This window comes from Shewanella sp. SM20 (assembly GCF_025654545.1).
In the GTDB taxonomy this organism is placed as follows: Bacteria; Pseudomonadota; Gammaproteobacteria; order Enterobacterales; family Shewanellaceae; genus Shewanella; species Shewanella oncorhynchi.
Window position 1 is genome coordinate 34,266 of sequence record NZ_JAKKRK010000017.1, and the last position, 13,952, is coordinate 48,217.

Annotated in this window: 12 protein-coding genes and 1 other annotated feature; of the genes, 5 read left to right on the forward strand and 7 right to left on the reverse strand. The window is 47.8% G+C overall.

The window, feature by feature from the left end; all coding sequences use genetic code 11:
- Window positions 1-90: 90 nt before the first annotated feature.
- Window positions 91-2,574 carry a VolA/Pla-1 family phospholipase gene (locus L5M18_RS09085; protein WP_263196641.1) on the reverse strand — a complete coding sequence of 828 codons (2,484 nt, stop codon included), beginning with the start codon at window positions 2,572-2,574 and terminating at the stop codon, window positions 91-93.
- 262 nt (window positions 2,575-2,836) lie between these two features.
- On the opposite strand from L5M18_RS09085, the gene L5M18_RS09090 reads away from it, so the two are divergent.
- A complete protein-coding gene (locus L5M18_RS09090; RefSeq protein WP_168824184.1) occupies window positions 2,837-3,574 on the forward strand; it encodes a YciK family oxidoreductase in 738 nt (245 codons plus the stop codon).
- 146 nt (window positions 3,575-3,720) lie between these two features.
- On the opposite strand, the gene L5M18_RS09095 is transcribed toward L5M18_RS09090, so the two are convergent.
- The 6 genes from L5M18_RS09095 to rnm form a co-directional block, all read right to left on the reverse strand.
- Window positions 3,721-4,686 (reverse strand): exo-alpha-sialidase, encoded by a 966-nt coding sequence (locus tag L5M18_RS09095; protein WP_219251493.1) that lies wholly within the window; start codon window positions 4,684-4,686, stop codon window positions 3,721-3,723.
- Between the two features lie 101 nt (window positions 4,687-4,787).
- Window positions 4,788-5,663 (reverse strand): 23S rRNA pseudouridine(2605) synthase RluB, encoded by an 876-nt coding sequence (gene rluB / locus L5M18_RS09100; protein WP_028760991.1) that lies wholly within the window; start codon window positions 5,661-5,663, stop codon window positions 4,788-4,790.
- On the reverse strand, window positions 5,656-6,252 hold the full coding sequence (gene scpB / locus L5M18_RS09105) for an SMC-Scp complex subunit ScpB (RefSeq protein ID WP_011788946.1): 597 nt from the start codon (window positions 6,250-6,252) through the stop codon (window positions 5,656-5,658). The genes rluB and scpB overlap by 8 nt, the downstream gene beginning before the upstream one ends.
- Before the next feature lie 3 nt (window positions 6,253-6,255).
- Window positions 6,256-7,044 (reverse strand): segregation and condensation protein A, encoded by a 789-nt coding sequence (locus tag L5M18_RS09110; protein WP_263196643.1) that lies wholly within the window; start codon window positions 7,042-7,044, stop codon window positions 6,256-6,258.
- A 159-nt stretch (window positions 7,045-7,203) separates the two neighbouring features.
- On the reverse strand, window positions 7,204-7,824 hold the full coding sequence (locus tag L5M18_RS09115) for an L-threonylcarbamoyladenylate synthase (RefSeq protein ID WP_028760994.1): 621 nt from the start codon (window positions 7,822-7,824) through the stop codon (window positions 7,204-7,206).
- Window positions 7,821-8,681, reverse strand: a complete 861-nt coding sequence (rnm, locus tag L5M18_RS09120) for an RNase RNM (protein WP_105253095.1) — start codon at window positions 8,679-8,681, stop codon at window positions 7,821-7,823. Before rnm ends, L5M18_RS09115 begins: the two co-directional genes overlap by 4 nt.
- Before the next feature lie 210 nt (window positions 8,682-8,891).
- Window positions 8,892-8,999 (forward strand) — a sequence feature (Trp leader region).
- Between the two features lie 99 nt (window positions 9,000-9,098).
- Here rnm and L5M18_RS09125 point away from each other — a divergent pair.
- The 4 genes from L5M18_RS09125 to trpCF are packed head-to-tail and all read left to right on the forward strand — an operon-like array spanning window position 9,099 to window position 13,897.
- Window positions 9,099-10,757 (forward strand): anthranilate synthase component 1, encoded by a 1,659-nt coding sequence (locus L5M18_RS09125; protein WP_263196675.1) that lies wholly within the window; start codon window positions 9,099-9,101, stop codon window positions 10,755-10,757.
- Between the two features lie 9 nt (window positions 10,758-10,766).
- Window positions 10,767-11,369, forward strand: coding sequence for an aminodeoxychorismate/anthranilate synthase component II (locus tag L5M18_RS09130; RefSeq protein ID WP_263183502.1), 603 nt, complete (start codon window positions 10,767-10,769; stop codon window positions 11,367-11,369).
- Complete coding sequence (trpD, locus tag L5M18_RS09135) at window positions 11,366-12,412, forward strand: anthranilate phosphoribosyltransferase (RefSeq protein WP_263196644.1); 1,047 nt, start codon at window positions 11,366-11,368, stop codon at window positions 12,410-12,412. Before L5M18_RS09130 ends, trpD begins: the two co-directional genes overlap by 4 nt.
- A gap of 6 nt (window positions 12,413-12,418) precedes the next feature.
- Window positions 12,419-13,897, forward strand: a complete 1,479-nt coding sequence (gene trpCF / locus L5M18_RS09140) for a bifunctional indole-3-glycerol-phosphate synthase TrpC/phosphoribosylanthranilate isomerase TrpF (RefSeq protein ID WP_263196645.1) — start codon at window positions 12,419-12,421, stop codon at window positions 13,895-13,897.
- The last annotated feature ends 55 nt before the right edge of the window (window positions 13,898-13,952 follow it).

Here is a 13,952-nt window from a genome sequence, read left to right on the forward strand (position 1 = left end):
ACATCATTCAATCAATTGCGCGCTATTCTAACAGCCTAAAGGCCCATAAAAAAACCCAGCAAAGGCTGGGTTTTTCCGATTAAGGCAAGATTAGTTAGGACAAGTCGCAATGACCCCACTGTTTGTCACTAAAATCGTCGCATCGTCCTTACCTGCAGTAGCTGCATAGGTTGCCACTTGAGTCTGCATTTCAACCGTGGCAGCCGCGGCCATACCATCCGTTGATTCCTTTTCTTTAGGATCAACAATCGAACTGTGGTGACCTTTAGCGAAGCGCACAACGCCATGACCTTTGCTCGTGCTATCGGCACAAGGTAGCCCGATGGCAGCGATCAGCGGCTCAGTGCCCGATAATGGGAAGTTATCGACGCGATTAGGCAGCACTTGGTCTGCTAAGTTACCGTTACCATCACCCGCCACTTCAATTAAGTGCACAGGTAAGCCAGTCGCTTTTAACATAGCAGCATGGTTAACAGGATCTGCAGAATCTACCGCTGTTTGAACCGCAAAGGCAAACGTCGGAATAAACTGTGCGTATACCGCCTGCACCAGTGCCGCATATTCAGGGCTACCAGGCTCATAACCTGCTGTATTAGCCGCATCGACCTGTGCTTGGAAAGTTGCAGATGCCGTAATATTACTAAACAGTACTGGGCCAAAGGTTGCAGAACCTGCGAATGATCCTGCTAATCCACCTGCTGGCGCAACTAAGGATACAGCATTGATAACATAAGCATTTGGCAAGGCATCGCCGGTTGCTGGATTCTTCATACCTGTGCTGGCATAGGTCGCAAAATCGGTGCCCACAATGGCGCCTAAACTCAGACCTTGAGCACTGATTTTAGTCACATCAAATACTTGCGGCTGACCTGCTTGTGCTAAGCCCTGTGCTAAGCCCGTAAGGGCAAGACGCACCCCTAAATGGTCCATCGTCGCTTGACGGAAGTTATCTCGCACCGACAAAGTGCTAGAAATATTCACAAACACCAACGGGTTACCATTTTTAAAGGCGTCCGGTTTACCGACAACTGCACCGAAGGCAGGATCTGTCGCAGAGACTTCATAAATCCCATCACCGTTAGCATCAAATGAACGTGCACCGTGAAGTGGCATATCAATAGCAACAGTCGCAACCCCCATTGCCGCATACGTGCCGGCATAGGCCAATGACATTTCTTTGCCGCCACCTAAACCGTGAAGGGCAATTGTTGTTGGCCAACCAGATGTAGGAGGAATAAACTCACGACCTTGCTGTTGATAAAAAGCGGCCAATTTCGTTGCATTGGGCATAGAAATCAGTACAGATACTGTTTCATAACCTTTGATTGCTGGAATAGGATTGAATTTAGTCAGATGTTTGGTTTTATCAACTGCCGTACCATCGTCTAAAACCCATGTTTTACCCGCCATTAACGAGGGATTGGCTAAAGCATCAGCAGGGTTAGCAATACCATTAGCCACCGCTTGCATACCAAAATTATTCTGGCTGAGTGTGCCCGCTTGCAGTGCTAGTAGCACAGATACAGGGCTATCACCTTGGGCTTTCCAATGACCATTAATTAATGGTTTACCTTCAGCGGATAAACAACCAACTGAAGAACAATCACCGTAAATAGGCAGTTTAATTTTTGCCGTATACACATCAGCCAAGTTTGCGGCAACATAGGCAGCTCCAGCAGCCGGTGTTAAGCCCGCCACTTGAGCCACAGTCAATCCAGTTGGTGTTGGCATCTGGGCAAAGCTTGGTGCATAGGGAGCACCCTTCGCCATCAGCAATTTGGTGGTTTCATAGACGTTAGCAACAGACTGAGTTGTAAATAAGCCAGAGTAACTGATGGTTAAAGGATCGACCTTATGGGCCGCAGCAATCCCTTTCTCATAACTGTTCACTAAGGTTTGCAGCATCAATTGGTCTGGCGTTTCTAAAGGTAACGTATTGATATCCAGCTTCAACAAACCATAGGTCGTTGAAGGAGCGATACCACGACCTTCAGAATCTTGAATAAGATTCGTTGTCGCATAAATATAAGATTGGCCAGCTTTGAGTGGCTTAAGCGGAATTATCACCACTTTTTTGCCCGAAGCGGTTGATATAAAGTCAACGCCAAACTGCAACTCAGCGCCCACTTTACAGGCTGAAACTGACGGTTTAGCCTTACATTCGGGATCAGATGATAATGCGCCGCCTACTGTGGCTTCAAACATTCTGACAGCACCCGGTTGTGAAACCGATGCGGCCATTAAGGTCAGCGGTGTACCGTCATGTTTTTTCGCCAAATCAATATCAATAGAAATCGGTGATGTTGTCGACCACCCATCTAACGCCCCAAGCGCTATTTGTGGATCAACATAATTGCCCGAGCTTTCACCCGGAATCGATAATGTGCCATCTTTGGTGCCACTGAACAGCAAATCATTCGGTAATGGAACTTTTGAATTAGCAGGGTCGAACACCATGTGCGATTCAGGGATGAGCACTTCTGTCTTATCCTTGAGTTCATTAAAACTGTCCTCACCACATCCTGTGAGGCCCAGTGCAGATGCAATCGCAACACCCAAAATGAGTCTTTTCATCTTTTTTCCCCAAATCTTGTTGTAATAGTTTTGTTTTCCCCAAGAAATTAGTCACAATAGCTTTTAGATCTGTGACCAATAGGGCTTATGTTAGCCCCTAACTCATTTCAAGTTAACGTAAAAATATTGAGTTAGCCACAAGTTTGTCACAAAGATTTTAGCTATTGATAACAAAGTTTCATTCATTTGTTTGAAACATGCGTTTATCACTTCGGCGACTCTAGAAGTGGCGGGCATTCTCGCCAAGAGGAAAAAGAGACTCATGTTGGAATATCAAGCAACAAAAGATTTACTCAAGGGCAAGACGATTTTAGTCACAGGCGCTGGTGCTGGCATAGGCCGTACCGCCGCCATTGAGTTTGCAAAACACGGCGCCACTGTGATTTTACTTGGTAAAACAGTGAAAAAATTGGAAGCAGTTTACGACGTAATAGAACAAGCCGGTTATCCCAAACCTGCCATAGTGCCATTGGATCTTAAGGGCGCAACGGAACAAAATTATCGCGATATGGCCGATACCATAGCCGAGCAATTCGATCATTTAGACGGCTTATTACATAACGCTAGCTTGCTCGGTGCCTTAGGCCCGTTTGAACACATAGATATTCCATCACTCGAAGACGTGCTCAAAGTGAACGTCACGGCCCAAGTCATGCTAACTAAAGCATTACTACCTGTGATGCGCCAAGCACCCAGTGCATCGATTATCTTTACGTCGAGCAGTGTGGGTCGTCAAGGCCGCGCCTATTGGGGACCTTATGCTTTCTCTAAGTTTGCCACCGAAGGCATGATGCAAGTTCTCGCCCATGAATGCGATGGCACCTCAGTTCGAGTTAACAGCATCAATCCAGGAGCTACCCGCACTGAGATGCGCGCTAAAGCCTACCCTGCAGAGAATCCACTGGATCTCAAAACCGCTGAAGAGATCATGCCGACCTATCTATATTTGATGGGTCAAGATTCTAGTGCCGTCAACGGACAGCAGTTTAACGCACAGTAATCGAATCGCTTATTGAGTTTCTGCCGGTATGATTCAGCAATATTAAAGGGCCTATTTATGGCTCTTTATTATTTTAGATATTCTCAAAATGAAACCCAGAACTTGTCGATAACATTAAGTACGACAAAGATAGCGCATCGCCAATCTTAGCTTAACTGAATTTTTGCAAAATAAATCATCGTTTTAGCTTTGGCGACTCTGTTTGATTCATCAAGCGAATTTTGCGTATCCAGCTGTGAGTCAGCTAACTCATGGCTGGAGTAATAACTTACCCACAACTCATTTCCATCAATAACAACGCCCGCATAACTAGTATCGCCCTTCGATGGCAGTGTCAGTAGTTCTTGAACCACGCCAGTATCTGGATGAATTTCAACTAAAGCCGTGCGAACTCGTTCATCATATAAACGCACTACAGCCAACAAACGGGATTGATACATCAACATCACTGGCCCACCAATGCGCTTATCGAGTTCTTGCCATTGCCAATCAGTGAATGGCATTTGACTGCGGCCGAGTAAACCGACAAATTCTGGGCCCCATACGGGATCGCGCCTCAATAGACAAAAGCCGTTTTCTTGATGAAAAACAATGGCAGTTTCGTTGACATAACCTTGATTATTAAACACCTTTAACCAAGTCTCAAACTGCACCCCATCATCACTTTTATACAAGCGGGTATCACCATCAGGCCCAGCGCGATAACCCACGCCATAGAGTGCATTTTGATGCTCGGTTAAGCGCCATAACCAATAGCCTTTATCCGCGACTTTTAACGCATCCGACCACGCTAGCCCATTGGCTGAGCGCCAAAGATGTGATTGTAAGCCAGACTTATCGTGTAAAATCCCGCCGCCGAGTAAGAGTAATTCCCCTTGATACTCAATCAGTTTGCCATCGCGTAAATCCGCCTCATCCGAACGGATCAGCGCCACGCTCTGCCAAGTGTCGCCTAAATCCGCTGAGCGTAGAATTCGTAGCGCACCATCGGGTGACACATGGGCTGTCCCTTCACGGAAAACGCAAAACAATGCCCCCTGAAACGTGATTAAATCGGTAAACGCATTATGGGCAGCGTGTTCCCAAATCCGTTTCACTGAAATTAGCTTCATTCATTCACTCCTCAATCCAACTGAGACTTGTTATAACATAGCTGCAAATAACAGAAAGCAAAAAGGCCGCTTAGCGGCCTTTTTCATTGGGATAAAACAACTTAGCTACGCTGACGCGATGGCTTAGGTTTTCCCGAACCTGTTACTTTATGCTTACGTACGGCGCGGCGAATTTTAGCACTCTTCACCTGAGCACGGGCTACGCTGTGTTTATCGGCAGCAAGCATAGTACGTGTTTCGGGCTCAAGACCCGCCAGCTTACGCAAGTAGTTAACTTGCTCTACGGGCAATTCAACCCAGCCACCGCGAGGCAGTGATTTTGGCAGTTCGACCATACCATAACGAATACGGATCAAACGGCTCACCTGTACTTCTTGGGATTCCCACAAACGGCGCACTTCACGGTTGCGACCTTCGCGTAAACAAACATGCCACCACTGGTTCATGCCTTCGCCGCCCGCTGGTTTGATGCTATCAAACTGCGCAGGGCCGTCTTCTAACATGACGCCAGTACGTAAACGTTGCACTGTCGCCTCAGGGATTTCACCAAAGGTACGCACTGCGTATTCGCGGTCGACTTCGTTCGATGGATGCATTAAACGGTTCGCCAACTCACCATCTGACGTAAACAACAATAAGCCTGAGGTGTTAATGTCTAAACGACCAACCGCTACCCAGCGTGAATCACGCACTTTAGGCAAGCGATCGAATACCGTTGGACGGCCTTCAGGATCTTTACGACTACAAATTTCGCCTTCAGGTTTATGATATGCCAGCACACGGCAAATCACATCTTCGGCAGACTTTAACGAAATGGCTCTGCCATCGATACGCACTTTAGCATCAGCTTCAATACGATCCCCAAGGCTAGCAATTTCACCATCAATACTAACTCGGCCTGCAGCAATCCATGCCTCCATCTCACGACGGGAGCCATGGCCTGCACGGGCCAAGACTTTCTGCAATTTTTCACTCATTAGTATTTTGCTCTTCTGACTGTTCTGGCGCTGATTTCAAACCTGAAAAAACCGCCTGCAATGACTCAGTATCCGACAACGGCGGTAAATCCGCTAAGGTGTCTAAGCCAAAATATGCTAAAAATTCTAAGGTAGTGGCATATAACGCGGGTCGCCCCGGTACTTCTTTATGGCCAACTACTTTAATCCAATGTCTATCTGACAAACTTTTTATGATATGGCTACTTATAGCCACACCGCGCACCTGTTCAATATCGCCGCGAGTCACTGGTTGACGATAAGCAATCACCGCCAAGGTTTCTAATGTCGCACGCGAATATTTAGGCGCCTTTTCTTGCCACAGGGGCTGCAAAAATGGACTCAAGACTTCTAAGGTCTGGAAGCGATAACCTCCAGCGACTTTCACAAGTTGCACACCTCTGTCTTGATAATCCTGCTGCAGCTCATCCAATGCAGCTTTTATTTTGTCTCTGGAAACCGTGAAATCCACCAATACAGTGTCTTTCAACATTTTCGCCGACAAGGGTTTCCCCAATACAAACAAACTCGCTTCAATAAGCTGTTTTAATTGAGTCGGATTTATCTGCATCAATTAATAGGCCTTAACGTAAATAGTTGAAAACGGCTCTGTTTGGTACAATTCAACCAATAATTCTTTGACTAATTCCATCAGTGCTAAGAAGGTCACAACCACGCCTGCACGGCCTTCTTCTAGGGTAAATAAACGTTCAAATGCCGTAAAATCTTCCGAGTTCAACATGGCTAAAATCTGGCTCATGCGCTCACGGGTCGATAACTGTTCACGCTTAACGTGATGATCTTCATAGGCATCGATACGTTTGAGTACATCACCAAAGGCGCGGGCAATTTCAAACAACGAAACTTCTGGCGGGATCATTAACGGCTTAATGTCGGGTGCTGCCACTGCTTTGGCTTGAAATACATCCCGCTCGAGCCGCGGTAAATCATCGAGTTTTTGCGACGCTTCTTTAATCACTTCATAGGCTTTAAGCTGCCGAATAAGCTGTGCCCGTGGATCTTCCTCAACCTCATCTTCGGCCACCATACGCGGCAGCAGCAAACGGGATTTAATCTCGGCAAGCGTTGCCGCCATCACTAAATAATCAGCGGCAAGTTCGATTCGAGCCTGAGTCAGCAACGTAATATATTCTAAATACTGCGCGGTGATTTGCTGAATGGGTAAATCGACAACGTCTAATTTTTGCTTACGGATCAAATATAAAAGTAAATCCAATGGCCCTTCAAAGGACTCGAGGAACACTTCCAATGCCTCAGGCGGAATAAACAAATCCAGCGGCATTTCGGTCATTGCCTGACCACGAATAACGGCTAAGGGGAAACTTTGTTGCGTGCCCTGCATCCGCTATCTTGCTCCGTTAACACTGCGCTATCCAACCTAGGTTAACGCCAAACGCGCGATTATACCTGTAAATCTACGGCGATAAAACTGCCAAATGTTGACTACCACTATCCGAATCACTTACCCGCATCCATTAGCGATAAATCTAATGTGGCAGATTTAGAGGAACGGCGTGATATCACCCGCGCCTTCACGTAAAATCTCGGCGCCATCTTCAGACATATCAATCACAGTCGTTGGCTTTTCGCCTAAATAACCACCGTGGATAATCACATCCACTTGATGCTCGAGCAAATCACGAATTTGTTCAGGATCAGACTCGGCAAATTCTGCATTCGGCATCACTAAACTGGTCGACATCAGCGGCGCATCTAAGGCTTCAAGCAACGCCAGTGCGATCACATTGTCGGGCACACGAATACCTATGGTCTTTTTCTTGTCATTTTGTAAGCGACGCGGTACTTCTTTAGTCGCTTTGAAAATGAACGTATAAGGCCCAGGCGTGCAGCTTTTTAGGATGCGATACGCCTGATTATCCACTTTAGCGTAAGTCGCAAGCTCGGATAAATCGCGGCACATCAAGGAAAAGTTATGATCGTTCTCAATTTGACGAATTCTCGCCATCCGCGTCATAGCGTCTTTCTCACCAATCAAGCAGCCTAAGGCATAGCCCGAATCGGTGGGATAAACAATCACACCGCCGCTTTTCAATACGGCAACCGCCTGACTAATAAGCCGCGTTTGCGGATTTACTTCATGTACATAAAAAAACTGACTCATGGTCGTTCCATCCAAGATTCCGATTGCCAGACCCAATCAATACCTTGGGGCTGATACAGATTTTTACCTAATTCTATCCAATTGCTCGGAAAGTGAAAATCACTCCCTATCGATGCAAGCAACTGGTTTTGGACACTCAGCGCCACAAGATTGGCCCTGTCGTCTAATGTTTGCTGGCCAAGCACCACTTCCATGGCATCTCCACCGGCTTCTTTAAATTCACGCACTAAGCGCTTAAGCCACTTAGCCGATAACTTATACCCACTGGGGTGCGCCAACACGGCTAACCCACCTGCGTTATGGATGATATCAATGGCACTGGCCATATCACCCCAATTATTAGGCACATAACCGGTTTTACCGCGTGCAAGGTAGCGTTTAAAGACGCTGGGCATATCCACAGCATGACCATTTTCAGCCATCCAGCGAGCGTAATGTCCACGGCTCAATGCCGCATCACCCGCCAACGCCTTAGCACCTTCGTAGGCACCTTCAATGCCAGCTTTAGCTAATCTATGGCCAATTTCTTGAGCCCGTAATTCACGTAATTCACGCTGGTTTTCTAAAAATGCTAATAACGCTGGATTATCAGCATCGAAGTTAAGCGCCACTATGTGGATATCGTAACTGTTCCAGCGAGTAGAGATTTCCACGCCAGAAATCAATTTCAATGGAGTAGCTTGTGCCTGATTAAAGGCACGGGCTTCAGGTAAACCAGCCACTGTGTCGTGATCGGTAATGGCAAATAACTGCACACCCTTTTCAAGGGCTCTTGCCACCAATTCAGACGGCGTTAACTGGCCATCGGACGCGGTCGTGTGGCTGTGTAGATCAGCCAATATGCTTTGAGTATTCATGGCGCTATTGTACGCGAACTTGTTAACAAATGCGCTGTTATCTCGTATTTTGTGGCTGAGTAACATCAATTTTATGCATCATTGCAGCGAATAAATCGCAGGAAGTGAAAAATATTCAATTGACATTCAGCTCCAGCTAAGGTTTTCTATACACCAATTACTGAATTAGCGAGACCCTTTTGAATGACACACATTAACGCTTCATTAAACATCATTTGGTGGTGGCACTTCCCAACGTAGCGGGTGGTGTGAAGCTCTGTGCTCATTTGAAAGTGACCAGAATCAACAAGAAGCCCGCAGAAATGCGGGCTTTTTTGTTAGGTGCGAAAAATGTCGGCAGACTCGGGTAAAAAAAATTAAGAAAGCGAGATAACTCATGATGTTAAAGACATTTTATAAGGTAGCTGGAATATGAACATGCCCAAACAGACATTCGCACGCTCAAGCACACTCAAGGCGGCATTAACCTACCACAGCGATCCACTACGCTTATATCAGCACATCACCCAAGATGCGCCCCATACTATGTTGCTCGAATCGGCCGAAATCGACAGTAAAGATCACTTAAAAAGCATGGTAATGACCCATGCCGCCATGATGATCCGCTGTGACGGTTATCAGCTGACCTTCACCGCACTGACCGACAATGGCGCGAGCTTACTTGATCCCATCGAGCTCTTTTTCAGTACTGCTGTCAATGTCGCCCGAGATAACTTGACCTTAGTGGTCACACTGCAAAAAGACACTCAGCTGCAGGATGAAGATGCGCGCTTAAAATCGACCTCGCCACTCGATGGTCTGCGGATGTTTATCCAGCAGATTGATTGTGGCGCCCATACTGACAGCCAGACCAAGCCCGCCTTTGAGGATCTGTTTTTAGGTGGCGTGCTGGCCTACGACTTAATTGATACTGTCGAACCACTGCCCGCCGTACCGAACCGCGATAACGATTGTCCTGATTACTTATTTTACCTCGCCGAAACCTTAATCCTTATCGATCATAAACTGAAACAAGCCGACATCATTACCCATAATTTCAGTCGTGATTCAGCCCAGTATGCCGCCATCACCGCAGCGCTAAGCGAACGAGTTCAGCAGTTAAGCACACAATGTAAAACTCTGGGTAATTCACCTGCCGATATACCGACACTGGTCGCCATCGACGCAACTGAGCAAGTCAATATTTCCGATGAGGTGTTCAAACAAACCATTATCGATTTGAAAGAACACATTATTGCGGGCGATATTTTCCAAGTGGTGCCATCCCGTAGCTTTAGTTTACCTTGCCCGAATACTTTAGGGGCTTATCGTGCCCTGCGCCTGACTAACCCTAGCCCTTACATGTTTTATTTCAGGGGCCATGATTTCACGCTTTTTGGTGCCTCACCAGAAAGTGCGCTCAAATTTGATGCCAGCAGTAATCAGGTGGAAGTCTACCCGATTGCCGGCACCCGCAAACGCGGTAAAACCGCCACGGGCGAGATTGATTTTGACTTAGACAGCCGTATTGAACTTGAACTGCGTTTAGATAAAAAAGAACTGTCGGAACACTTAATGCTGGTCGATTTAGCGCGCAATGATATCGCACGCATCAGCCAAAGCGGCAGCCGCAAAGTCGCCGAATTATTAAAAGTTGACCGTTATTCCCACGTGATGCACCTCGTCAGCCGCGTAACGGGTCAACTGCGCCAAGATTTAGATGCGCTGCATGCTTATCAGGCTTGTATGAATATGGGCACATTAGTGGGCGCACCAAAAGTACGTGCATCACAACTGGTACGCCAAGCAGAAAAAGCCCGCCGCGGCAGCTATGGTGGCGCCGTGGGTTACCTTAATGCCCTTGGTGACATGGACACTTGCATCGTTATCCGCTCCGCCTTTGTTAAAAATGGCACCGCCTTTATTCAAGCGGGCGCGGGCGTGGTATTTGATTCGGATCCCCAAAGTGAGGCTGATGAAACCCGTCAAAAAGCTCAAGCCGTGATTTCGGCAATCAAAATGGGCGCTGGGCTGCCAGTCAATGAATCATCAGCGAATGACGCGTCAGCGCAATCCACTTCAGTAGAATATAAATAGGAGCCAAACATGAAACTCTATCTACTCGATAACTTTGACTCCTTTACCTATAACCTAGTGGATCAATTTCGCAGCCTAGGCTGTGAAGTGGTGATTTACCGCAACGATGTTGCCGCCGACTTTATTGCTGAAAAACTGCTTAACGAACAAGAACCCGCAGCGCTGGTGTTATCACCCGGTCCTGGTGCGCCCCATGAAGCAGGCTCTATGATGGCGCTTATCGCCAAAGTCGCGGGCAAGGTGCCTATGCTGGGGATCTGCCTTGGACATCAAGCCATGGTGGAATATTACGGCGGCACAGTAGCGCGCGCACCTTTTGTGGTGCACGGCAAGGCAAGCCCCACTTTCCATGACGGTACTGGCGTATTTGCCGGTTTGCCTTCTCCCCTGCCCGTTGCCCGCTATCACAGTCTGGTCGCCACTCACGTGCCTGATTGCTTACAAGTGATAGCAACCACTGACACTATGCCGATGGCAATTTTGCACCCGCAGCATAGAGCCGTTGGGTTTCAGTTCCACCCAGAATCGATTCTGACGACGCTGGGCAGCACACTGCTCATTCAAACCTTGGCATTTCTGACCCAAGACATGACAGCAGGAGTAAATGCATGAGTACAAACCATATTCAGCCTTTACTCGATGTTTTATACCAAGGTAAGAGTTTAAGTCGCGAGCACACCGCCGAACTTTTTGGCGCGTTAATTCGCGGTGAAATGAGTGAAGCCACTATGGCAGGCATGTTAGTCGCGCTCAAGATGCGCGGCGAAACCATTGATGAAATCAGCGGCGCCGCCGATGCGATGCGCGCCGCCGCCAAGACGTTTCCCTACTCGAATGGCGATAACCTTAGCAATGGAATCGTTGACATAGTTGGCACGGGTGGCGATGGCTTTAATACCATTAATATTTCCACCACTGCGGCCTTTGTTGCCGCGGCGGCGGGCGCCAAGGTCGCCAAACACGGCAATCGTAGCGTGTCGAGTAAATCGGGTTCATCGGATCTTTTGGCGCAGTTTGGCATTGACTTAACCATGTCACCAGACACCGCCAGTCGTTGCCTCGACGCATTGAACCTGTGCTTTTTATTTGCGCCCCACTACCACGGCGGAGTAAAACATGCGGGGCCGGTCAGGCAAGCACTGAAAACGCGCACTTTATTCAATGTGTTAGGGCCACTTATCAATCCTGCCCGCCCCGAATTTATGTTACTTGGCGTTTATAGCCCTGAGTTAGTCTTACCGATAGCGAAAGTATTAAAGGCGCTTGGCACAAAACGCGCTATGGTAGTGCACGGCAGTGGTTTAGATGAAGTCGCGCTGCACGGCAACACCCAAGTGGCCGAATTAAAAGACGGCGACATCATAGAGTATCAACTCACGCCCGCCGATTTAGGTGTGCCTTTAGCACAAATCAGTGACTTAGAAGGCGGCGAACCCGCGCAGAATGCCTTGATCACCGAGGCAATTTTAAAAGGTTACGGCACAGATGCGCATGCCAATGCGGTCGCTATCAATGCCGGTTGTGCTTTATATGTGTGTGGAATTGCTGATTCAGTGAAAGCCGGAACCTTACTTGCGCTCAGTACCATACAAAGCGGTAAAGCCTTTGAATTATTAAGCCAATTAGCTAAAGTCAGCAGTGAAACAAAGGAATAAGTGGCAATGACTCAAGAACTGATAACAGATAGCCAAGATATGAGAACTCAGCCACAGGCAGCAACAAACCCTATGCCAAAAAGTAATGTGTTAACCCGTATAGTCGATACCAAAGCGGCCCATATTGCCGCCCTGAAGCTGCGTTTCCCCGAGGCAAGCTTGTCGCCAAAAATCTCTGACCGCAGTTTATTTGCCGCACTCAAGGCGCCCAAGGCGGGTTACATTTTAGAATGTAAAAAAGCCAGTCCCTCCAAAGGGCTTATCCGCGATGTGTTTGATGTAGAAGCCATTGCCGATATTTACGGAAAATATGCGGCGGGCATTTCGGTATTAACCGACGAGCAGTTTTTCCAAGGGGATATGGACTATATCCCTAAGGTGCGCGCTCGGGTGAACCAACCTATTCTGTGCAAAGATTTTTTTGTCGATGAATACCAAATTAAACTCGCCGCCCACCAAGGCGCCGATGCCATTCTGTTAATGCTATCCGTACTCGATGATGCACAATATCACCGCCTAGCGAAAGAAGCCGCTAAGTATCAACTCGATGTGCTGACTGAAGTCAGTAACGAAGAAGAACTTAAACGCGCCATCGCATTAGATGCGCCGATTATTGGGATCAATAACCGTAACTTAAGGGATTTAAGTACCGATCTCGCCACCACAGAAACGCTAGCGCCACACATTAGCAGCGACCGCGTGGTGATCAGCGAATCAGGCATCTACAACAATGAGCAAGTACGCCGCCTCAGTCCACTGGTCGATGGTTTCCTCGTCGGCAGCTCAATTATGGCCGAGGCTGATATCGACTTAGCCTGCCGTAAATTGATCTTCGGTCACAATAAAGTCTGCGGCCTCACCCGTGTGGAAGATATTTGCGCCGCGGCAACGGCAGGCGCCGTCTATGCCGGGCTGATTTTTGCTGAAAAATCCCCGCGCGCGTTAACCCTTAATACCGCTGAACAATTGCTCAGGGAATATCGCGCATCCGCGGCTCCCGCCATTGAATTCGTCGGTGTGTTTGTTAATGCCGCGCCAAGCACCATTACGGATACCGCAGCCTGTTTGCAGTTATCTGCCGTACAGCTGCATGGCACTGAAACTGAACTTGAAATCGCACAACTCGCAGAGCGACTTGAGCAAGCGGGACTCACAACTCAAATTTGGAAAGCCGTCAGCGTCGATGCACAAACGGGTGAGCTTGGTAACATACCTCAGGGAGCATCGCGATATCTCTTTGATAGTAAAACGGCAGACCAATTTGGCGGCTCAGGCCAAGCCTTTAATTGGCAAAGCATTGATGTGAAATCCCTCTGCCCACAAAAAGCCCATGCCATGTTGGCTGGCGGACTCAACGCCGACAATGCGGCCAGTGCCAATGCCCAAGGATTTTACGGTTTAGATTTTAATTCTGGCCTAGAAACCGCCGCAGGAATTAAATCGGCGCAACTGATCCAAACGGCTTTTGCCCATTTACGTCTCTAGCCTATCGCGCTAAGCAAGAAGCCCTAGATGCTGTTGGTGCAGGACAAGAGTGATG

Bases quoted from the DNA above. Each gene is read 5' to 3' on its own strand.
- L5M18_RS09085 (WP_263196641.1), bottom strand. From the start codon at position 2,574: ATGAAAAGACTCATTTTGGGTGTTGCGATTGCATCTGCACTGGGCCTC.
- L5M18_RS09090 (WP_168824184.1), top strand. From the start codon at position 2,837: ATGTTGGAATATCAAGCAACAAAAGATTTACTCAAGGGCAAGACGATT.
- L5M18_RS09095 (WP_219251493.1), bottom strand. From the start codon at position 4,686: ATGAAGCTAATTTCAGTGAAACGGATTTGGGAACACGCTGCCCATAAT.
- rluB (WP_028760991.1), bottom strand. From the start codon at position 5,663: ATGAGTGAAAAATTGCAGAAAGTCTTGGCCCGTGCAGGCCATGGCTCC.
- scpB (WP_011788946.1), bottom strand. From the start codon at position 6,252: ATGCAGATAAATCCGACTCAATTAAAACAGCTTATTGAAGCGAGTTTG.
- L5M18_RS09110 (WP_263196643.1), bottom strand. From the start codon at position 7,044: ATGCAGGGCACGCAACAAAGTTTCCCCTTAGCCGTTATTCGTGGTCAG.
- L5M18_RS09115 (WP_028760994.1), bottom strand. From the start codon at position 7,824: ATGAGTCAGTTTTTTTATGTACATGAAGTAAATCCGCAAACGCGGCTT.
- rnm (WP_105253095.1), bottom strand. From the start codon at position 8,681: ATGAATACTCAAAGCATATTGGCTGATCTACACAGCCACACGACCGCG.
- L5M18_RS09125 (WP_263196675.1), top strand. From the start codon at position 9,099: ATGCCCAAACAGACATTCGCACGCTCAAGCACACTCAAGGCGGCATTA.
- L5M18_RS09130 (WP_263183502.1), top strand. From the start codon at position 10,767: ATGAAACTCTATCTACTCGATAACTTTGACTCCTTTACCTATAACCTA.
- trpD (WP_263196644.1), top strand. From the start codon at position 11,366: ATGAGTACAAACCATATTCAGCCTTTACTCGATGTTTTATACCAAGGT.
- trpCF (WP_263196645.1), top strand. From the start codon at position 12,419: ATGACTCAAGAACTGATAACAGATAGCCAAGATATGAGAACTCAGCCA.